Source organism: Acinetobacter sp. YH12041, assembly GCF_013419975.1.
Classification (GTDB): domain Bacteria; phylum Pseudomonadota; class Gammaproteobacteria; order Pseudomonadales; family Moraxellaceae; genus Acinetobacter.
The window spans coordinates 18,158-40,112 of sequence record NZ_VOZC01000023.1; the positions used below are offsets into that span (position 1 = coordinate 18,158).

A 21,955-nucleotide genomic window follows, 5' to 3' on the forward strand; every position below is an offset into this window, starting at 1 on the left:
AATCGTAAAGATTATTGAGCAGCAGCTTCAGAAGCAGCAGTAGCTTGAGCAGCAGCGTCAGTAGCAACAGCAGCAGCAGCGTCAGCTTCAGCAACAGCAGCAGCGTCAGAAGCAGCAACTTCAGAAGTAGCTTCTACAGCAGCAGCGTCAGCAGCAGCTTCAGCTTCAGAAGCAGCTTCTACAGCTTCAGATGCAGCTTGGTTAGCGTCAGCAGCAGCGTCGTCAGCTTTTTTAGCACAACCAACGAAAGCTAAAGTAGTAGCAACTGCAGCAGCAATAGCGATTTTTTTGAATAACATGGCATCACTCTCTAAAAAATTGAGATTAAAAAAAACCAAAGTCAGGCTGTAATATGCTTTTATTATTCCTAATAGTGTTAGGGACTAACAACGCAGGAGCAGTCTAACTGGTCTGCAAATATGCTATCACTGCGCATTTTTAATTGCTACTAGGGGAGCATCAAAAACAGCGAAAAAACGATAAAAATTAAGGGTTTTTTAACAGAAAATAACAATTAATTGGAAGATATAGATTGGAGAAAGGCTTATTAAGCTTATAAAAATTATACAGTTATTTATTTGTTTATTTTAATAATCAAAAACTTAAAAATAAGTTTACAGATATCTCATTACATTGTTTCATTGTGTAACATGCGTCAACCATAAAAAAAGGCCACCTTGAATGGTGACCTTTCCGATAATTTTAGTTCGATGCTTTGCGTTTCATTTGATCAAAGAAATCATCATTGGTCTTGGTTTCTTTCATGCGGTCAAGCAAGAATTCCATCGCGACCAGTTCATCTTGGGTATGCAGAAGTTTACGTAGAATCCAGACTTTACGAAGTTTGTCTTCGGACATTAAACGTTCTTCACGACGCGTACCGGATTTCTTAATATTCATCGCAGGGAAGACGCGTTTTTCCGCAATACGGCGATCTAGCGTGATTTCCTGGTTACCTGTACCTTTGAATTCTTCGTAAATGACTTCATCCATTTTACTGCCGGTTTCAATCAGTGCAGTAGAAATGATAGTAAGAGAACCGCCTTCTTCGATATTACGTGCAGCACCGAAGAAACGTTTTGGACGTTCAAGTGCATGTGCATCTACACCACCAGTTAATACCTTACCTGATGAAGGAATCACAGTGTTATATGCACGTGCCAGACGGGTAATCGAATCCAGCAGAATCACCACATCTTTCTTGTGTTCAACTAAACGTTTGGCTTTTTCAATCACCATCTCAGCCACTTGAACGTGACGGGCAGGTGATTCATCAAAGGTAGAAGCGACCACTTCACCGCGAACGGTACGTTCCATTTCGGTGACTTCTTCAGGACGTTCATCAATCAGAAGGACAATCAGGAAACATTCAGGGTTATTACGAACAATCGATTGAGCGATGTTCTGTAATAGCATGGTTTTACCAGCTTTCGGTGGTGCAACGATAATTGAACGTTGACCTTTACCAATTGGTGCCACCAGATCGACGACACGTGCAGTTAAATCTTCAGTCGTACCATTACCAAGTTCCATCACTAATTGTTCAGTAGGGAACAATGGAGTTAAGTTTTCGAACAAGATCTTGTTACGTGAATTTTCCGGGGTATCGTAGTTAATCTGATTGACTTTAAGCAAAGCAAAATAACGCTCACCTTCTTTAGGCGGACGAATGGTTCCCGTAATGGTGTCACCGGTACGCAGGTTAAAGCGGCGAATTTGTGATGGGCTGACATAGATATCGTCAGGACCTGCCAAATAAGAGCCTGCTGCAGAGCGTAAGAAGCCAAAACCATCTGACAAAATTTCTAGAACGCCATCACCAAAAATCTCTTCACCATTCATCGCATGGCGTTTTAAGATGGCAAAAATAATGTCTTGCTTACGGTTACGAGCCATACCTTCAAGGCCCATAAACTCGGCAATCTTGATGAGTTCGCCAATCGGTTTTTTCTTGAGTTCGGTTAAATTCATAGGTGGTCAGATAGAATCAAAGTTCTAAGGTATAGGTTAGAAAGGGAGTAACATTCGGCCGCATATAAGCATTCAAACGAAAGCAATTGAATTTGCACAAGAACAATTCAGAGGTCTGTTTGATTGTTTCAAAGAGAAATGTGAAAACAATTTCTATTGCCGAGCGGCATGTTATGTAATGTGTCTTGTAAGAAACTGACAGGATTTAGCATCCTTTATCTCTTGAAGTTGAAATATAAGAGAGAAACAGGTTTTTGTCAATTTATAGACGAAAAAAATACGCAACCTTTGGTCGCGTATTTTTACTATAGCATTTTATGCTTAGATGTTTTGATCAATAAATGCAGTCAATTTAGATTTTGGTGCTGCACCGACTTGAGTCGCTACGACTTCACCATTTTTAAACATCAATAAAGCTGGAATGTTGCGGATATTGAAATTCACAGCAGTTTGTTCGCAAGATGTTACGTCAACTTTAACAATTTTCACTTTGCCTTGATATTCATCAGCCAATACTTCAAGTACAGGGGCAATAGCTTTACATGGCGCACACCAGCCAGCCCAGAAATCAACCAGTACAGGAACGTCTGATTGAAGAACGTCTGCTTCGAAGTTTGCGTCAGTAGTGTTTACGATGTTGCCAGACATGGAGTGCTCCAGAATTAATTTTATAAAGATAACTATAATTATTAGTATTACATAGCCATCTTTAACAATGTAGGGGAATCTGTAAATTTTCAAGCTTTAATGTTGTTTTGTCTAATGGATGATCACGATAGTCACCATCGCCTCATACAATTGTCCTATAAATGAAAAAAATAATTACGCGAAATTGTCCTGACAAATGGCTTTTAAATTGCATGGTTGTGAATTACTCTAAGCACAATTCTTAAAAGGTTTATTTCTAGAATGTCTGATTTTTTGATTGATGAAGAATTACTCGCAGCCATCGATATGGGATCAAACAGTTTTCATTTGGCGATTGCCCGGGTGGATCATGGCGAAGTGAAAAAAGTCGCATCAATGTCAGAAAAGGTTCAACTTGCTGCGGGACTGGATGAAAATAAAAATTTGACTGAAGCCGCACAGCAGCGCGGTTTGGCTTGTCTGGCCCGTTTTGTCGGACGCTTGGGATCGGTACAACCGAACCGTTTACGGATTGTGGCAACGAATGCTTTGCGTCAGGCCAAAAATGGTCATGAATTTATTCAGAAAGCAGCTGAAATTTTACCAAAACCGATTGAAATTATTGCTGGTCGCGAAGAAGCGCGTCTAATTTATCTCGGTGTGTCACATACCATGGCCAATACTGGCCGTCGTCTGGTGGTAGATATCGGTGGGGGTTCGACTGAACTGATTATTGGGGAAGAATTCGAACCCATTCATACCGAATCTGTGCAGATGGGATGTGTGACTTTTACCAAGAAATTCTTTGCTGATGGTGAAATCACCCATAAAGCATTTGATAAGGCAGTGACTGCGGCACGTAAAGAAATTTCAGGCATTGCCAATACTTATAAATCTGCCGGTTGGGATGCAGTCGTTGGTTCGAGTGGTACGATCAAAGCCTGTCGTCAGATCTGTGTCAATATGGGCTGGAGCAATGATAAAGAACAGCTCACCCGTGAAGGTCTGGAAAAACTTAAAGATAAATTATTCAAATATAAGCATGTTTCGGACATGGAGTTTGAAGGTCTGAAAGATGACCGTCGTGCAGTTTTACCTGCAGGAATTGCCATTTTATATGCAGTATTTGATGTACTGAATATCCCACATCTGGTCTATTCAGATGGCGCATTGCGTGAAGGCGTGATGTATGACCTCTTGGGTCGTTTCAAGCATGAAGATATCCGTGATCGTTCTGTTCATGCCTTAATTGGTCGTTATAATGCCGATGCCAAACAGGCCGAACGTGTAGTGCAGACTGCGCAAAAACTGTTTGATGATGTGGCTGGTGATCTCGGCCTGTATAGTGAAGACAGTGATTTACTCCGTCGCGCCGCTTATTTGCATGAAATTGGTTTAGCGATCAGTCATAGTGGTTATCACCGCCACGGTGCCTATTTATTGCAACATTCTGACATTGCCGGTTTTTCGCAGGTAGATCAGAATTATTTGTCACATTTGGTCGCACACCATCGCCGTAAATTGCGCGCTGATGCCAAGCATGATGTGATGAAAGTCGGTGGAACTAAACTTTTACAGCTGTGTTTGCTGTTGCGTCTGGCGGTTTTGGTCAATCACAGTCGTAGCGATGAGATGCTTCCTGCCATTGAACTCAAGGTCAAGAATGCGCAACAATGGCAGCTCAGCATTTCTGGTGATGCCAAACAATGGCCATTACTGATTGCTGAACTGCATGATGAACAGGTGCAGTTTAAAAATTGGGAGATCGAGCTCTCGGTTCAATCTGAACAATTTGTTAATTAATACCTTTATAGGGATGAAAACGGTTGACCTATGAAAAATAAAGCTACCCCATCAAAAGCATGGACGACAGTACAGATTGCTCGTCATCCGGAACGTCCACAATTTCTGGACTATGTAGGTGAAATATTCACTGAATTTGATGCTTTGCATGGCGACCGTCTCTATGGTGATGATGGCGCAATGATCGGTGGTCTGGCACGTTTCGATGGACAACCAGTGATGATCGTGGGTCAGCACCGTGGTCGTAGTACCCGTGAAAAATTACAGCATAATTTTGGGATGAGTAACCCGGAAGGTTACCGTAAAGCTCAGCGTCTGCTGGATATGGCGGAGCGTTTTAATCTGCCAGTCTTTACCTTTATTGATACCATGGGTGCATACCCGGGTGTGGGTGCGGAAGAGCGTGGTCAGGCTGAAGCGATTGCGTCAAGTTTGGCACAACTTTCTAATCTGAAAGTGCCTGTAATTGCTACAGTCCTGGGTGAAGGTGGTTCAGGTGGTGCACTCGGGATTGGCGTGGCAGATCGTGTAGTGATGCTCTCTCACAGTATTTATTCAGTGATTTCACCAGAAGGTTGTGCATCTATTCTGTGGAAAACCGCAGAAAAAGCGGAACAGGCCAGTGAAGCTTTGGCATTGACTGCTGAAAAATTACAGAAGATGGGCATTGTTGAATACGTTGTTGATGAAGGTGAAGGTGCACATCTGGATCCGGATGAAGTCATGTACCAACTGAAAGCAGTCCTGAAAGAAGCTTTAAATGAACTGCAAGCAATGGAACCACAAGCACGATGCGAAGCACGTTACCAACGTTTAATGAAGTTTGGCAGCGACAATTTAGGTCTGGCATCTTAAAGCAACTGCAGGAATTTTCTGCAGAAAAAAAATTTCTAATCGGATGCAGTGGCGGCGTAGATTCTATGCTGTTGCTGCATCTGATGTTTTTTTTGTGTCCGGAAAAAATCCGCGCGATTTATGTTGATCATCAATTACAAAGTATCAGCAATGAATGGGGCGCTTTTGTCCAGCAACAGTGTCAGCAACTAAATATTCCTTGCATCATTCAGCCTGTCCATGTTGCCAGCGGCAATCTGGAATCACAGGCTCGCCAATCGCGGTATCAAGCTTATTTACAGCATCTTCAGCCCGATGAAATTCTGGTCTTAGCCCATCATCAGCAAGATCAGGCAGAAACTTTAATGTTGCGCTTACTTTCTGGGGCAGGGATTGATGGTCTGGCTGCCATGAAAGCGATCGATATACGGACAGATTTAACCATCTGGCGGCCACTACTGGATATTTCCCGTGAGCAGATTTGCCAATGGGCAGCAGATTTAAATATCCAGAATATCGAAGATCCGACCAATCAGGATACTCATTATGACCGTGCCTGGGCACGTCAGGTGCTGTGGCCAGTATTAAGTCATCGCTATCCGAAAATGCAGTCTGCCTTGGCTCGTACCAGTGAACTGATGCAGGATGCACAAAACATTCTGCAAGAAGTATTAGAGCAGGATCTCAAACTCTGTGGTAACGCCGAAATTCTCGATCTATCTTCATTCTCAAGTTTATCCAAAGCACGGCAGCGTCAGTTACTCTCGGTCTGGATGAAGGGCGAGGGACAATATCGTCCCTCTCTGGACATGGTTGAGCGTGTACAGGCTGAAGTAATTGGAGCGAAACCAGATGCTCAAGCAGCGCTGCATTGGTCGGGTTATTACTATGTGCGTTATCAGCAGCAGTTGCATCGCCTAAAAGCTGAAGTTTATCTGGTTGACCAACAATCGACTGTAGCCGAACAGCAGATCATTTTACAGAATAAAGATCAGGTTCATCTTCCTTCCGGTCAATTCATGATTCAAAGGGCTGAGATAGGATTATCTCCCACTTTATTAGGACAACCCTTGTATTTACGGCAACGGAAGGGGGGTGAAAAAATCCATCTCTATGGACGGGTGGGACACTGGCCGCTCAAAAAAGCTATTCAGGAAGCGCAAATATTTCCCTGGACTCGGCATACTATTCAAATATTAAGCACAGATAATGTTATGCTAGGCGTGTTTACACCTAAAGGATTTTGGTTAGCTCAATCTGCATATTGTGAAGCAGGGGGATGGCTACCCATTTCGGTTTCTTCAACTTTAGAATTCAACGACGAGCATTAAACATGAGTGCAGCTTTAAATTGTAATATTAGTTTTATTGGTGGCGGTAATATGGCTCAAGCCTTGATTGGCGGGCTGATTTCGCAGGGGTTGCCAGCAATGCGTATTACAGTTTCTGATCCGGTTGAGAAAGTACGCTCACTTCTTGCAGAAAAAGAAGTCAATGTCACCGATGATAATATTGCTGCTATTAAAGATGCGGATATCGTCCTGTTTGCAGTCAAACCACAGGTTTTAGCTGGTGTGTTAAAACCACTTCAAGGTTTACTTGATGGCAAGCTGGTGATTTCAATTGTTGCGGGTGCCGAGATTGCAACACTATCTGCGCTATTGGGTACTGATCGTATTGTCCGTGTGATGCCGAATACACCCGCATTGGTACAGACTGGTGCACATGGTTTATTTGCCAATGCAGAAGTTGGTAATGATGACCGTAAGCTGGCGAGTCAGGTTTTGGCTTCTACCGGTCTGACAATTTGGGTAAACTCAGAAGCTCAGATTGATGCCGTAACTGCAGTCTCTGGTTCAGGACCTGCTTACTTCTTCTATATGATGGAAAGCATGATTCGTGCAGGCAAGAATTTAGGTCTGGATGAAAAAGTAGCTACTGCATTGACATTGCAAACTGCTTTGGGGGCAGCGCAAATGGCGATCACCAGTTCGAATACACCGGCAGAGCTGCGTAAGAATGTAACATCTCCGAATGGTACAACTCAGGCGGCATTGGAAGTGTTTGATCGCGCGCAGATTTCTCAGAATATTCAGGCAGCGCTTGCTGCTGCGCAAAAACGTAGTCAGGAACTGGCCCAAGAGCTCAGTGACAATAGCAAATAATCTATCAGTTTAATTTTTAGGAACGTTCAAGTATGGGTGCAAATTCTGCGCTAATTTTTGGCATTATCATTAACGTCGCGATTTTGCTCGTATTCTTCCGCTTTTTAATGCAATTGGCCGCGGTGAGTCCTTATAATCCTGTCGTTCTATCTACTGTCAAAGCGACTAAAATTGTAGATGTGTTTGGGCGTATTTTCCCAACTGCAGGTAAAGGCCGGGTGAATACTGCTGCACTGGCACTTTTGGTCGTGCTGTATTTGCTGAAAATTTTTGGCATCATGTATTTGTCTGGGGGAATGCCAAATGGTCCAATCCATTTGCTTATTCTAACCTTCGTTACCATGATGCAGGATTTGATCCGTTTCTGTCGTTACCTGATTTTTGCAACGATTATTTTGAGCTGGGTGGTGATGTTTACCCAATCCCGTTCACCTTATATTGAGGTAGTTCAGGAACTTGCAGAGCCATTATTGGCACCGTTCCGTCGTATTATGCCGAATATGGGGATGATCGATCTGTCTCCAATCTTGGCAATTTTGGCATTGATCGTAATTGAAATGATTATGAACCAGGTGGCAATTGTGTTGCTAACCGGCCTTTAATCAGATCCCAAAGAAAAGGACGCTTAGGCGTCCTTTTTTATTTCAAGAAAATTCCCTCTTCTTGTAGGAGAGGGTTAGGGTGAGGTCTATAAATTTAAATAACCTCTATCCCAACCTTCCTCCTAAAAGGAGGAAGGAGCTTTAGTATTAATGCGCTTCATCCCAGTTCATGCCTTTACCGACTTCCACGACCAAAGGCACAGAGATTTCAATCACAGATTGCATCACTTCAGCCAGTTGAGGAGCCAGTTCATCTGCAATCGCTTCATCGACTTCAAATACCAATTCATCGTGGACTTGCAGCAGCATTTTGGCTTGATCTTTAGGCAGCATTTTATCAACTTCAATCATTGCCATTTTAATGATGTCTGCAGCCGAACCTTGTAATGGTGCATTAATCGCCGCACGTTCAGCAGCTTTACGGACCATCATGTTACGCGCATCGATATCTGGCGTATACAATCGACGACCCAGAATGGTTTCGACAAAGCCTTGTTCCAATGCCACCTGACGGGTACGCTGCATATATTCATAAATCCCCGGATAACGGCGGAAATACTGTTTGATATATTCCTGTGATTCCTGACGAGTGAAACCTAACTGACGGGTCAGACCAAATTCAGACATGCCATAGAGCAGGCCGAAGTTCACGGCTTTGGCCTGACGACGCTGATCATTGGTCACTTCTTCGAGTGGGATGCCCAGAACTTCAGCTGCGGTACGACGGTGCACGTCCTGTCCATGGTTAAAGGCATCTACTAGCGCATCATCCTGAGATAAATGTGCCATGAGACGCAATTCAATCTGTGAATAATCCGCTGCGAGTAAGACACGACCTTCAGGCGCAATAAAGGCCTTACGAATCTGACGTCCGATTTCCGCACGAATTGGAATGTTCTGCAGGTTTGGATCGGTTGATGATAAACGACCGGTTGCAGTCAGTGCCTGATGGTAACTGGTATGCACACGATGGGTCTCATTATTAGCCTGTTTGCATAGACCATCGGTATAGGTACTTTTCAGTTTGGACAGACCGCGATATTCCAAAATCAGTTCAGCAATCGGGTGTTCCAGTTTTTCCAGTACACTTTCGCTGGTACTGTACTGACCGGTAGAGGTCTTTTTACCACCTTTTAGGCCCAGTTTGTCAAACAGAACTTCACCGACCTGCTTAGGGGAGCTAACATTAAACGCTTCACCGGCTATTTCCGTGATCTGATTTTCCAGATTCTGCATGGTTTGAGCGAACTCACAACCGAGCTGATCCAGGAAAGCCAGATCCAGTCGGATGCCATTTTCTTCCATACTGGTCAGCACACGCGCTACAGGCATTTCAATATTGTACAGAATATTGACCAGTTCAGGATAAGTCTGCAGCTTTTTGCTGAGTACTTCAAACAGGCGATAAGTCACATGCGCATCTTCTGCCGCATAATGCGCTGCAGTTTCGATCTCGATTTTATTGAAAGTTTTTTGTTTGGCGCCTTTACCCGCCACCTGTTCATAAGTGGTGGTTAAGTGGCTTAAGTACAGACGGGCTACATCATCCATACCGTGGCGAGTGGCAACTGAGTTCAATACATAAGAAGCCAGCATGGTATCAAAATACCAGCCCGCCAGATGAATGCCGTGATTTTCCAGAACATGCGCATCATATTTCAGATGGTGGCCAATTTTCTGAATGGCTTCATTTTCTAGAATCGGTTTGATCTGAGCCAGAATTTCTTCACGATTGAGCTGTTCTGGCGCACCTTCATAATCATGTGCTAGTGGTACGTAATAGGCATCCTGGGCATCAAAAGCCACCGAAAAACCGACAATCTGTGCAATACGATAGTCCAGACTGGTGGTTTCAGTATCAAAAGCAAAGCGTTTTTCAGTGTTTAAACGTTCAAACAGCTTACTCCAATCTTCCTGAGTCAAGATGGTATGATAAGTCGCCTCTCCGAGCTGATCGTTATCACTGCTCAGTGTCGCCTGCTGGTCATCAGCTTCCTGAGGTTCAGGTGCTGCTTTGGCAGTAATCGATTGGGTAGCCTGTTTATAATTACGGTTATTGGGATTATTTGGATGATCCAGTGATTGCAGCTGGTTACGGAATTCCAGTTCAGTATACAGATTACGTAAAGCTTCTACATTTGGGTCCTGAAGTTTCAGGTCATCATAAGTGAAGCTTAAATCCAGATCGCAAATGATGCTGGCCAACTGATGATCCAGTGCAATGCCATCGGTATTGTCTTTAATATTCTGACCCACTTTACCTTTGATCTTGTCGACATTTTCCAGAATGCCACCAATCGAGCCATATTCATTGAGTAATTTAGCTGCAGTTTTCGCCCCAATCCCAGGCACACCCATAATACCGTCTGAGGCATCGCCCATCAGGGTCAGATAGTCAATGATCTGGTTTGGCCATACACCAAACTTTTCAAAAACCCCATCAACATCCATTGGTTTTTCTTTGAAACTGTCTTCCAGGGTCACTTTATCAGTCACCAGCTGTGCCATGTCTTTATCACCAGTCGAAATCAGCACCTGATGGCCTAAAGCTTCAGCACGTTTAGCCAGTGTACCAATAATGTCATCCGCTTCCGCACCTGGCAGCATATGCAGGGGAATGCCCAAAGCACGAATCAAGGCATGTAAGTATGGAATTTGCTGTGACAGTTCTTCCGGCATGCTCGGACGGTCACCTTTATAAATAGGTGATAGCTCGTGACGGAAAGTCGGTTCAGGCGTGTCGAAAATCACCGCCATATGGGTTGGCTGGGTACGGCGCATCAGTTTTTGAATAGCAGAAATCGCACCACGAATTGCATTGGTGTGCAGACCGGTTGACGTGGTTAATGGTGGTAGTGCATGAAAGGCACGAAATAAAAAGTAAGAGCCATCGACCAAGACAAATGGTGGCATGTAATCAATTCCTTATTCAAAAAACAGTTTTATTGTACGTGATTTTTACTGCACTCGCAGGGGCAAGTCGGTTTCTACAGCTTAGCGAATATCGGGTGAAGATGAAATAAGCAGTACAAGCTGTTGTATGATGACATGGTTAAGGAACGAGAACGAGAAGAATGACGGCAGGGCAAAATGAATTGCGTATGATCTGGCTGATTAGTCTGGTAATTGTGGGGATAAGTGCATGGTATCTGGAATTGCAGATCGTGACTTATCTCACTGGTCTGGGTTTCCTGATCAGCGTGATGCAATATATCAGTGCTATTGAAGCGCCCGTGCGGGATCTGGCAGCACCGACGCAGGTGATTGTGCCAGCCAATTCTAAAATACCGCTGTATATTTCTTCTATTATCGCCATTGTCGGAGGCGTGACTGAGCTTAACTGGCTGATAGGGATCGGCATTACCGCCTGGATTTTCTTTCTATTACGCTGGTTACAACGTTTGGAACGTAACATTGTCCAGTTGCAATCTCGTTACCGGTCAGCAGATCAGATACATCCAGAAATCACTCAACCAGATATTCCTTTACCCATTGCTGCTCAAGCTAGTTCAGATCAACCACAATTGCTGGATCAGATCCAGCAGTGGATTTTTCGAGGAAATCCGGTCCTTAAAGCTGCGATCGCGATTCTGGTCATTGGAATCATTTTATTACTCCGTTTTGCGACAGAGCACTGGCAGCTGAGCTTGGCGGTGAAATTAGGACTGGTCGCTTTATCTGCTGTTGTTGTGACCGGATTGGGTTATACCCTGATCGCTAAAAACCGCAGTTTTGGTCTGGCACTGGAAGGCTTGGGATTAGGGGCACTATTTCTGACCTTGTTCTTTGCCTATTACAATCTGGTGATTGCCACCTTGCCACTGGCAGCTCTGGTGTTTTTGGTCATTTTGGCAATTACGCTGTACTTAAGCTTGAAACAGGAAAGTATTGAGCTGGCAGTCATGGCCTTATTCATTGCCTATCTGGCGCCGTTTACCTTACCGACCCGGGATGCTTCTGCGGTTGAGTTCATCAGTTATTATCTGCTGATTAATATCGGCGTGCTGTTACTCAGCAGTTTGCGGCCTTGGAAAATCCTGAACCAGATTGCCTTTCTGGTCACAGTCATAGTAGGTGGGATGTATAGCCTGATTCATGGTCATACATACGAGCGTTATACCATGACCGCTCTGATTCTGGCACATAGTGCGGTATTCATCTGGCTGGGCTTTCGTTTTAGCCAGTTACTGGCCCGGCAGGATCTTTCGCGTTTTCGTTTAAAACCGATTCTGGATCTTGTCCTGATTTTTGCTGCACCGATTACCGCATATATTTTCCTGTATCTGATTCATTTCAATCAGCCTGATCAGAAGCTTTGGCAAGCCGGGCTTAGTCTGTTATTTGCCGGGATATTTGCAATCTGTTGGACTTTAGTGCGTCGTAGAGAAAGTATTCAGGTCATTTCCCAAAGTTATCTCAGCTTGATGCTGATCTTTCTGGCTTTGGTTCCACCCATTTTATTGACAGAGCAGTGGAGCGTAGTGGGTTGGGCGGTTGAAGGAGCACTGATTTATCTCTGGGCATTGGAAAAGAATATTCGGGTTGCGCATTATCTGAGTATGGGACTGCTGATCATGGCAGGCTTCAGTAGTGTTTACTATCTGATTGAGCTTAATCCCACACCGCGGAAAATTTTCTGGATTCTCAGCTTCTGTTATGTCGCCGTCGTCTTCCTGAGTCAGCTTAAAGCCAAATATCGCCAGCAGCTTAATAGCTTAAGTATCAGTTTTCTGAGCACTCTCAGTTTTGCTTCGACCCTGATGTTGTTTGCCTTGCTTGAAGATGAGTTTGCTCATGAACAGGCTTATATTTATAGTTTATTCAGTCTTGGACTGGGTTATACGGTTCTAAGTGAAATCATACAGCGCAAGCATCAGGAATGGTGCTGGTTATTGCCAAAATGGAGCGGTCTTACGCCATTGGTGATCATTGCGATTTTGCTGGCTGTTGATTATAGCGAAAATGGGATTCTGGTCTGGCCAAGTGCTTTGGAGCGTGGAATCTTTGCACTTTCATCATTATTGCTGGCTGCTTTATGGTTAAGACCGGTGAAAGGAATTGATTTATCCAAAGAGTGGATGAGCTTTGGGGTATTTGCTAGCCTGACTTTGGCTAGTGTATGCCTAATACCGAGCATGCCTTATCTCAGTATGGTAATTCTGCCTTTGGTATTCTGGTTCTGGTGTTATCGACGAAAAGAAAATTCAGAGTGGCGCTTACTTTGGCAGAGTAAAAACTGCTTAGTGTTAATGGGAGCTTGGTTAATATGCTCACAGCTGTTTAACCAGCAAGCTTTCCAATATTACTGGTTACCTCTATTCAATCCATTTGATCTGATCAGTCTGGCCATGCTTGCCAGTTTCCTGTGGATGCTGTTGCAGCAGATTCGGGCAGGACACGATCGCGGGATGATGTCGGTACTGATGGTACTAAGCCTGTTATGGCTGTCGAGCTATATTGTATTACGGGCCTTACATATCTATCTGCAAACACCATTCAATAGCCTGGAATTGTGGAGTAATGCCACAGTACAGTTAAGCCTGACGATTCTTTGGGTATTGCTGGCCTGGGCGACTATGTGGACGGCTACGCTAAAAAGGCTTAAACCGATGTGGATTTTAGGAGGCAGTATTCTGGTCATTGTCAGCTTGAAGCTGGTGTTATTCGACTTATCTCATACCGGTACACTGACGCGTGTGATTTCATTCTTGCTGGCCGGTGGGGTCATGCTACTGATTGCGTATATTGCACCGATGCCGGATGGGGAGAAAAGGGTTTGAATCTAAATTACTAGATTTGAGCGTTAATTTAATCTCCCCAAACCCTGAACGAGCTTAAAGCACTGCTTTAAGCGATGTGTAAGAGAAAGACAGGCTTTTTATGACAGTTCCTCCCTTAGTAAAGGGAGGTTAGGAGGCATTTAGAAAAAGTTATTTTAAATCCGGCTCTCTCTTCAGCTCCTTTTCATTGGCATATTGATCAATATCTTCATTTTCCAGTGGGCGAGCCAGTGGATGATCAACAAAGCCCATTTTCGGTACCGGAATTTCAATCTGGTTATCGAGAAAGCCATTTCGGATTCGTTCCTGCATCTCATCGCGGACTTTTAGATAATTTTCCTGCTGACACCAGATCGCAAACAAAAGTTCAATCGAAGATTCACGGAAGGCGGTGACTGTAACAGCCGGTTTTGGATCGGCAAGAACCAGTGGATATTTATTGGCAACATCCAGCAGTACTTCACGCACTTTGATGATGTCTTCATGGAAATTAATAGCCAAGGTAATCGGAATACGCCGGATTGGAAACTTGGACAAGTTGTGTACCGGAGCCCGAATCAGTTGTTCGTTCGGCAAGCGTACATAAATATTGTCTTGGGTAAGTAGTTTAACCGAGAGCAGATCAATCGAAATCACTTCACCTTCAACGGTATGTCCACGAATCAGTGTAATCTGAATGGTATCACCGACCTCAAAAGATCCTTCACCGATCAGGAAGATACCGCTGATCAAGTTTGACGCTGAAGTCTGAGAAGCGAAACCCAGTGCGACGGTTAAAATACCCGCTGCACCAAGGAAAACACTGAGTTTAAAACCAGCTTCCTTCAAACTTGCCATCACAAACAGCAGGAAAATAAAGTAGAAAATCCCGCGGCGCCAGACCATTTGCTGATGCGCATTAAAGCGTATACCAATAGTACGGATAAAAGCATTTGAAAAAAAACGTGCGATCAGGAAACCAATAAAACAAAGCACTACCGCGACGACAATTTCAGTCAGGCGATCGGTATTAATATTGGTAAATACTCCCTTGAGACTGTTGGTGACTTCGGTTGGAATATTCGAATTTGGCATCACACGCTCTTAGAAAAATGAATCAAACATATTAAATAAATTTCCCGCCGGATCACGCGGTGGGTGTAAATAATCCACTTCACCCGCATTGGGCGGGGTACGGTTTTCCACCCGGATCCGGGGTGGGCGATCCAGACCTTCATGCAAAACCTTAATCTGCGAGGTCCACAGACGTTCAGTGCTGGCACTATAAAAGAGAGGCAATGCAGGTACTGGAACATTCATCCGATCGAAACGCAGTTGCTGCTGACTGGTATTATGAAACTCAATTGGAGTCACAGCCCGGAATGCACGAGGACGTAATTGTTGCAATTCAGTCCGGCCATCGACTGCGGTAGCATAGCAAATTTCACCGGAACGGTGATTTGGCCCAAACCAGGTATCTTTCGGTAAAATCACTGGAAGATCAAAAATCGGTTCACGTTGACCTTCGACAAAACCGGCAATCCATAGCGGGGTGCTGATATAGAGGGTTCCACGTTGTCCAGCCGGAATATAAATCGGATCAACCGGTTTAATTACTACGGAGCGATTCGCCAGACGCGGCATAAGCTGTAACTTGCTTTGGGTAGATTTGAACATATAGCGTTCAATTTTCACCGGTGTCGGAAATGCAAACAGTGGATCATTAATCTGATGCCATTGCTGTTCATAATCGTACTGCACCGTCGGACGATAATATTCCAGTCGCCATTCCTGCAAACCTCTGGTCAAACGAAACAGCAGAGAGCCAAATTGCCAGGCCTTGGACTCGTTAATTTCAAAACTTTGCTCTCCCCACCATTGAATTCTGGGAGACTGCAGGTTTAATTCCTCTTGATCTTGCGGCAATGTTGGCATCCTTTCTTGCTAAATCTTTGAAAACATACTTCACGCTGTCATATGCTTAGAGTACACTCAATTTAAATTTTTTCATCATTATTATAATCTGCGATGCAAGTACTGAAACAATTACAAATCCCGTATAGCTTTGCGAAACGTCATGGTGTGCTGTTGCGTTATGAGGGGGATCAGGCTTTTATTGTCCGTCGTGACAATACGTCTATGCTTGCATTACAGGAAGCACGCCGTTTGCTGGGTCATCCGGCCCAGTATCAACATTGTACAGAACAAGAATTCAATCAGTTACTCAGTTCCAGTTTTGCCGGCGATAGCGGTGAGTCACAGCAGGTGGCTGCCGGTCTGGAAGATCATCCTGATTTATTAAGCCTTGCCGATTCGGTTCCTGAAGCCGAAGACCTGATGGATCAGGAAGATGATGCGCCTATTGTCCGTCTGATCAATGCCTTGTTGTCGGAAGCGATCCGTGTTGGCGCCTCAGATATCCATGTGGAATCTTTCGAAAAACGACTTTCCGTACGCTTGCGTGTCGATGGGCAGTTGCGTGAAATTGTGCAGCCACGTCGTGAGCTGGCGCCATTACTGGTATCACGGATCAAGGTCATGGCCAAGCTGGACATTGCAGAAAAACGTATTCCTCAGGATGGACGTATTTCCTTGCGTCTGGCAGGGCGTGAAGTCGATGTCCGTGTTTCAACCTTGCCATCCTCTTATGGGGAGCGGGTGGTGATGCGATTGCTAGACAAACAGGCTGGCCGTCTAAATATGACTCATCTGGGCTTGATGAATAACGATTATGATCGACTCAAGACCCTGGTGCATCGTCCTCATGGCATTATTCTGGTGACTGGACCTACCGGTTCGGGTAAGACCACTACCTTATATGCAGCACTTTCTGATCTAAATGATGGTTCCAAAAATATCCTGACGGCTGAAGATCCGGTGGAATATCAGTTAGAAGGGATTGGTCAGACTCAGGTAAATACCAAAGTCGACATGACCTTTGCTCGTGCTTTAAAAGCCATGTTGCGTCAGGATCCGGATGTGGTGATGGTCGGTGAGATTCGTGATCTGGAAACCGCAGAAATTGCAGTTCAGGCCTCACTGACAGGTCACCTGGTATTATCAACGCTGCATACCAATACTGCGATTGGTGCAGTGACCCGTTTAAAAGACATGGGAATTGAGCCATTCTTGCTATCCAGCTCCTTAATTGGGGTAGTTGCTCAGCGTCTGGTACGTACCTTATGTCCGCATTGTGCGACCTGGAAGGATGCGGATGCATTTGAAAAGAATCTGTTTGAACATATTGAGCATCCACAGGATTTAAGATTACCTCAACCGCACGGTTGTGAACGGTGTGGTAATACCGGCTTTAGTGGACGTACCGCCATTTATGAAATTGTACCGGTTGATGAGCATATGCGCCGTCTGATTCATGGTAATGCGGCTGAATATGAGCTGGAAACCTATGCACGTCAGCAATCTGGTTCAATTCGTGATGATGGTTTACGTAAAGTGCTGACTGGTAAAACGACTATTGAAGAAGTTTTGCGTGTGACCAATGAGGCGGCAGAGTAAATTTTTATTCGTTGTGATAGGAAGGCGCAGTTTTCTTAAGTAAATATCTCAAATGATTATTTTTCTATTAAATAGCACAAAGCAATTTTGATTAAAATTTTATAAGAATAATCAGCTCTATCCTGAAATGACTTCTGATTTTTCAGGATAGAGAGTGGAATGCTTATGTAGACTTAGGTGATGACATTCAAAGTAACATCAATATTGTTTCGGGTTGCATTTGAATAAGGACAAACGATGTGTGCGGCATCGACCAGCTTTTGAGCTTCGTCCTGTTCCATTCCTTCTAAATGAATATTTAAAGTCACTTCAATGCCAAAACCGGTAGGAATCGGACCAATGCCAACTTCACCTTCAATATAGGCATCTTTGCTAATATTGATTTTATCCCGGTTGGCAACAAACTTCATGGCACCTAAAAAACAGGCTGAATAACCTGCAGCGAACAATTGTTCAGGATTGGTCCCGCCACCTGGGCCACCCATTTCCTTGGGCACTGCCAGTTTCACATCCAGAATCTGATCGTCAGAGGTTGCACGGCCATCTCGACCGCCTGTAGCTTTGGCACGTGCGGTATATACTGCTTTTTCTAATGACATGAGAGTATTTCCTGCTTGTTCTTTTATGGAACTTCTATGCTCCATAATTTCTAGGGAAGAATAAGCAGGGATTTTGTTAATTTATGCAAGCGAATGAGAATGCGGTAAAAAGTCTGACTTAAGAGAACTTTAGTAGCTTGCGATGCTGCATGAGTGGCATAGACTCACGCACTTTGGCCTGCCCAGTCAAATCAAAATCAACCGTAATAATCTGTGCGCCTTCCGCATGCACCATATCGAGAAGTTGACCACGGCTGTTTGTGGCAGCGGCATGTCCCCAAGTTTGACGTTTTTCACCATGCCAACCCTGTTGAGCAGCACCGAGAACTGTGCATTGGGTATCCATAGCACGTGCTTGCAATAATAATTGCCAGTGCATTTGGCCAGTGGTGTAAGTAAAGGCAGATGGCGCAGTTAAAATATTCGCGCCTTGGGCACGTAAATGAAGCGCAAGTTCAGGAAAACGCAGGTCATAGCAGACCATCATACCGATATTGCCAAAAGGTGTTTTCGCAACAACAACATCGGTACCTGGTTCAAAAAATTGGGATTCCTGATAGCCACCAACAGCATCACCGACCTGTACATCAAAGAGGTGAATCTTGTCATAGCGGGCTTCAGTTTTTTCTGGGCTAATACACAAGCTAACGGTACGAACTCGGCCATCTTCAATAATCGAACCATCAGGACGATAAGGACAGGGTAAGGTCCCAGCCACAATCCAGGTTTCGTATTGATGGGCAAGCTGTTCAAGACGTTGTTGAATGCTCTCGAATTGAGCTGCAGTTTCGCGCTGCTTACCAGCAGCAAAACAGACGAAATTTTCAGGAAAGACAATAAGCTCAGCACCTTTTGCTTTACTTTGTTGAATTAATGATTCGATGGTCATGAAATTTTGCTCAATTTCATTTTGGGAATTCATCTGTGCAACAGAAAGTAAAGTCATAGGGATTCCTTATTGTGTGTTCATACCTTTTGTTCAGACACTTGATCTAGATTATCTTGTTCTTTTTGCAACTGTTTGACCAAGGGCTCAAACATATTCTGGTTGCTCTGATTTAACCGCATTAAAGTCTTGTGTGCATCTAGAACAGTTTTCAGCATTGCTTGATGCGTCACATGTTCTTCCATCAGTTTACGCGTACATACATTTGAATCACCGCAGTAATCCAAAATGACAAAGACCTGCCCCAAGCCCATACTGTTGGCCAGAGTCGTGATATCAGAGTTAGTCGACAACATCACCGCCTGGATCTTATGGAGCTGCTTAAGTTTAAGTCCTAATTTTGCTAGGACACCCAGTACAGTGCTGTCAATAAAGCTGGTTTCAGTCAGATCAACAATTGCGCCAACAACGTTGTCCTGCTGCTCAAGTTTGTTCAGTAATTTGTCTAGACTAATACAAGATTGGGCCCGCACTTCGCCGATAAGCTTAAAAATATGCGTTCCATTCAAGCTTGCATATTCAACATGACCTGTTGACATATAAATGCCATTTGCAGAGAAGGATATTAAATTATCCCATAGGGTCTACGGATACTCAAGTAGCTGAAAGTCGCAATCAAATTAAGTGCTTATAAAGCTTGTGATTATACTACTATTTCACTCTTATAAAGCTGAGAATGGCAATATCGTCGGCAACATGTTCGGGTGCTTCGAAGGATTCGTTCTGTAAGTGATGCAATAATTGGGAAAATTGTTCATTCAGACCGCCGTTAAACGGCTCCAATGCTCCATCTGAACAGATAATAAATCGTGCATTGCGGCTGAGGATATATTCATTTTCTTCTACCTCAAGGTCTTCAGTGAGGCCAAGAGGAAAGCTGCTGGATGACAGGATTTTAGGTTCCTGATTCGGTTCAAAGATAATCGGAGGAGGGTAGTGGCCAGCACTGGACCATTTCAAGACATGACTTTCTAGGTTTAGAATTCCGGCTATCATGGTGATATGTTTTTCAATATTTTCCTGAACCAGCATCCCGTTCAGCTTCTTGATTAGCTCACGAGGTGTTTTCGAACGTCCATGAAAAGCCGCCATCCAGGACGTTAATAAACTGCTGGTAACGCCATGACCAGAAACATCCGCAAGATAGAAAATGACTTCTTTATCGCTGATTTTCCAGTAATCGTACCAATCGCCAGATAGATAAGCAGAAGGTTGAAAATAGGTTTCAACCGCATAATTGGTTAATTCAATTTCATTCGGTAGCAAACGTTTTTGTAGCTCTGCCGCAGAAGGAAGATCACGACTATCCTGATTACGCTTATATTGCGCATCAATTTTTTGTAATGCGATATCGGGTTGTTCAGGCAGTTTATTCCAGATCCAGCCTGCCAAAGCGCCTTGTTCCCAAGCTTGTGCCAAGGCTGTTCCTTCATTTTCCAGCGCTAATACTACAGTCGGAAGGTTCCACTTGTATTTCAGATAATCATGTACATCTGCAATGGCAATAATCGTTGCATCGTACAACTCGTGATCTTCCAGCTTGATTACTTGAACATGCGGAAGCTTCTCAAGCACTTGATCTAAATAAGGAATATCGCGAGTAGGTTGAATGAAATACATAGACAGGTAGTTCGATCCTGGGATGAGTTATAAGATGTACTATAACAAGCAAATGATTGCTAGCGAACGGTTTTCGCTAGCAAATCATCATTGAGCTTAGGTTTCAAAGGTCATCACTAGAAGATTCAGTCTCATTTTCATCGAAAGATTCATCTTCAAGATTTTCATCATCGAAGTCATCTTCAAGGAATAAAGATTCCTGTTCCAGACCTTTTTTCTGGGCGATCATATAATTGGTACGTTGCAAATAAATATCGCGAATTTGTGCATAACGATCACCTGTTAACACACCTTCAATATCAAGTAATTCTGCACGATTATCAATTGCACGCCAGAATTGATCACCCCAATACAAGCCTTCATCATCTTCAAGAATATATTTCTGTGGACGGGTCTGGCTATCGACTGCCATACCGAAAGTATCACGCACAGAACTTGGGCCTAGGAACGGTAACATCACATAAGGACCGGAAGGTACACCGTAATAACCTAGCGTAATCCCGAACTTTTCATCTTCATGATCCAGTCCCAGACGACGGGCTGGGTCTGCCAGACCTAAAGTAGTTAAGGTATTAATGGTAAAACGGCCCAAAGATTTTGCTGCACGAGCAGGACGGCCCTGAATCAACTGGTTTACCGCATTCCATGGTTCACCTAAATTGCTACGGAACTGGGTATAGCTGCCACGCACATCTTGAGGAACCTTTTCCTGATACTGAACCGCAATGGGGCGAACAACTGCCTGATCGATTGCATTATTAAATTGATACACCTTTCTATTCCAGCCCTGGAAAGGATCTTTAACTTCTTCAGCCTGTGCAGCACTAGCATCGACTTTTAGCTGGGTTTGCAGGTGACTCACTTTAGAAGATATTTTTTCTCTGAGTGGAACCGTAGCAGTAGTAGAAGATTCAGTTTCTATTTCAGTCTGTTCAGCCTGAGTAGTGTCTTCAGCAAAAATTAATGGGCTAGAGGCCAAAGAAAATAAGCATAAAGATAAATAAATAGAGCGATGCATAAGGAAACCCCAAAGCCTTGTTTTGAGTATAGTGGCGTTGTTTAACCCGGAATAATAAACTGTATTACTAGGAATAGGCGTAATTTAAGCAAAATTGTATAATAAATGAATAAAAACTTCATAAAAGGCTAAAAATTAGACATGCGGTAAGATTTATTTGAAAAAGGTGTTGCAAGCTCCCTGAAATACTGTAGAATGCATATCCATCGGCGGTTATGAAGATTAAAACTTCTGATAAAACAGTAACTTAGCATGAAATGGTTAAGTTGGGTTTTAGAAAGAAAGTTTAAAAATAATTTTCATTACTGGTTGACTTTCTAGAGATAGAGAGTAATATAGCCGACCTAGCTTGCTACTGACGAAGTAGTGAGAAGATCATTAAGAGATTATGAAGAACAACTTGTGTGGATTTTTACTGGTTGATTGATCGAAATTATTTTCATTGATTGATTGGTTTAAATTACTCGAAGTTTATTTGAGCGAAATTTAAGTCAGA

General features: G+C 43.7%; 18 protein-coding genes. 7 read left to right on the forward strand and 11 right to left on the reverse strand.

Annotation, left to right across the window (positions count from 1 at the left end):
- Positions 1-11: 11 nt before the first annotated feature.
- From FTU00_RS13445 to trxA, 3 genes are all read right to left on the reverse strand, one after another.
- Positions 12-299, reverse strand: coding sequence for a hypothetical protein (locus tag FTU00_RS13445; RefSeq protein ID WP_179992970.1), 288 nt, complete (start codon positions 297-299; stop codon positions 12-14).
- A gap of 403 nt (positions 300-702) precedes the next feature.
- Positions 703-1,971, reverse strand: coding sequence for a transcription termination factor Rho (rho, locus tag FTU00_RS13450; protein ID WP_004783562.1), 1,269 nt, complete (start codon positions 1,969-1,971; stop codon positions 703-705).
- Between the two features lie 321 nt (positions 1,972-2,292).
- Complete coding sequence (gene trxA, locus FTU00_RS13455; protein WP_005233946.1) at positions 2,293-2,619, reverse strand: thioredoxin; 327 nt, start codon at positions 2,617-2,619, stop codon at positions 2,293-2,295.
- Between the two features lie 261 nt (positions 2,620-2,880).
- On the opposite strand from trxA, the gene ppx reads away from it, so the two are divergent.
- Genes ppx through FTU00_RS13480 form a run of 5 tightly spaced genes read left to right on the forward strand, consistent with a single transcriptional unit; the run spans position 2,881 to position 8,001 of the window.
- Positions 2,881-4,401, forward strand: coding sequence for an exopolyphosphatase (gene ppx / locus FTU00_RS13460; protein WP_179992969.1), 1,521 nt, complete (start codon positions 2,881-2,883; stop codon positions 4,399-4,401).
- A gap of 30 nt (positions 4,402-4,431) precedes the next feature.
- Positions 4,432-5,256 (forward strand): acetyl-CoA carboxylase carboxyltransferase subunit alpha, encoded by an 825-nt coding sequence (locus FTU00_RS13465; RefSeq protein WP_004783557.1) that lies wholly within the window; start codon positions 4,432-4,434, stop codon positions 5,254-5,256.
- A complete protein-coding gene (tilS, locus tag FTU00_RS13470; RefSeq protein WP_180179886.1) occupies positions 5,193-6,566 on the forward strand; it encodes a tRNA lysidine(34) synthetase TilS in 1,374 nt (457 codons plus the stop codon). The genes FTU00_RS13465 and tilS overlap by 64 nt, the downstream gene beginning before the upstream one ends.
- Before the next feature lie 2 nt (positions 6,567-6,568).
- Complete coding sequence (gene proC / locus FTU00_RS13475; RefSeq protein ID WP_180179887.1) at positions 6,569-7,399, forward strand: pyrroline-5-carboxylate reductase; 831 nt, start codon at positions 6,569-6,571, stop codon at positions 7,397-7,399.
- Between the two features lie 32 nt (positions 7,400-7,431).
- Positions 7,432-8,001: a YggT family protein gene (locus FTU00_RS13480; protein ID WP_004783550.1), complete on the forward strand. Its 570-nt coding sequence runs from the start codon at positions 7,432-7,434 to the stop codon at positions 7,999-8,001.
- A 147-nt stretch (positions 8,002-8,148) separates the two neighbouring features.
- On the opposite strand, the gene polA is transcribed toward FTU00_RS13480, so the two are convergent.
- Positions 8,149-10,914: a DNA polymerase I gene (gene polA, locus FTU00_RS13485; protein WP_180179888.1), complete on the reverse strand. Its 2,766-nt coding sequence runs from the start codon at positions 10,912-10,914 to the stop codon at positions 8,149-8,151.
- A 161-nt stretch (positions 10,915-11,075) separates the two neighbouring features.
- Between polA and FTU00_RS13490 the strand changes: the two genes are divergently transcribed.
- A complete protein-coding gene (locus FTU00_RS13490) occupies positions 11,076-13,781 on the forward strand; it encodes a DUF2339 domain-containing protein (protein WP_180179889.1) in 2,706 nt (901 codons plus the stop codon).
- Between the two features lie 150 nt (positions 13,782-13,931).
- Here FTU00_RS13490 and FTU00_RS13495 read toward each other — a convergent pair whose 3' ends face one another.
- Positions 13,932-14,855, reverse strand: coding sequence for a mechanosensitive ion channel family protein (locus FTU00_RS13495; RefSeq protein ID WP_180015546.1), 924 nt, complete (start codon positions 14,853-14,855; stop codon positions 13,932-13,934).
- A 9-nt stretch (positions 14,856-14,864) separates the two neighbouring features.
- A complete protein-coding gene (locus FTU00_RS13500) occupies positions 14,865-15,695 on the reverse strand; it encodes a hypothetical protein (RefSeq protein WP_180017806.1) in 831 nt (276 codons plus the stop codon).
- 93 nt (positions 15,696-15,788) lie between these two features.
- Between FTU00_RS13500 and gspE the strand changes: the two genes are divergently transcribed.
- Positions 15,789-17,276, forward strand: coding sequence for a type II secretion system ATPase GspE (gspE, locus tag FTU00_RS13505; protein ID WP_180179890.1), 1,488 nt, complete (start codon positions 15,789-15,791; stop codon positions 17,274-17,276).
- 173 nt (positions 17,277-17,449) lie between these two features.
- On the opposite strand, the gene FTU00_RS13510 is transcribed toward gspE, so the two are convergent.
- From FTU00_RS13510 to FTU00_RS13530, 5 genes are all read right to left on the reverse strand, one after another.
- Positions 17,450-17,875: an organic hydroperoxide resistance protein gene (locus FTU00_RS13510; protein WP_004783539.1), complete on the reverse strand. Its 426-nt coding sequence runs from the start codon at positions 17,873-17,875 to the stop codon at positions 17,450-17,452.
- A gap of 118 nt (positions 17,876-17,993) precedes the next feature.
- Complete coding sequence (locus tag FTU00_RS13515; RefSeq protein WP_180179891.1) at positions 17,994-18,821, reverse strand: carbon-nitrogen hydrolase family protein; 828 nt, start codon at positions 18,819-18,821, stop codon at positions 17,994-17,996.
- 20 nt (positions 18,822-18,841) lie between these two features.
- Positions 18,842-19,360 carry an anti-anti-sigma factor GigB gene (gene gigB / locus FTU00_RS13520; RefSeq protein WP_004783532.1) on the reverse strand — a complete coding sequence of 173 codons (519 nt, stop codon included), beginning with the start codon at positions 19,358-19,360 and terminating at the stop codon, positions 18,842-18,844.
- A 112-nt stretch (positions 19,361-19,472) separates the two neighbouring features.
- Positions 19,473-20,441, reverse strand: a complete 969-nt coding sequence (gene gigA / locus FTU00_RS13525) for an RsbU family protein phosphatase GigA (protein WP_180052639.1) — start codon at positions 20,439-20,441, stop codon at positions 19,473-19,475.
- Positions 20,442-20,544: 103 nt separating this feature from the next.
- A complete protein-coding gene (locus tag FTU00_RS13530; protein WP_180105046.1) occupies positions 20,545-21,459 on the reverse strand; it encodes a VacJ family lipoprotein in 915 nt (304 codons plus the stop codon).
- Positions 21,460-21,955 lie beyond the last annotated feature (496 nt).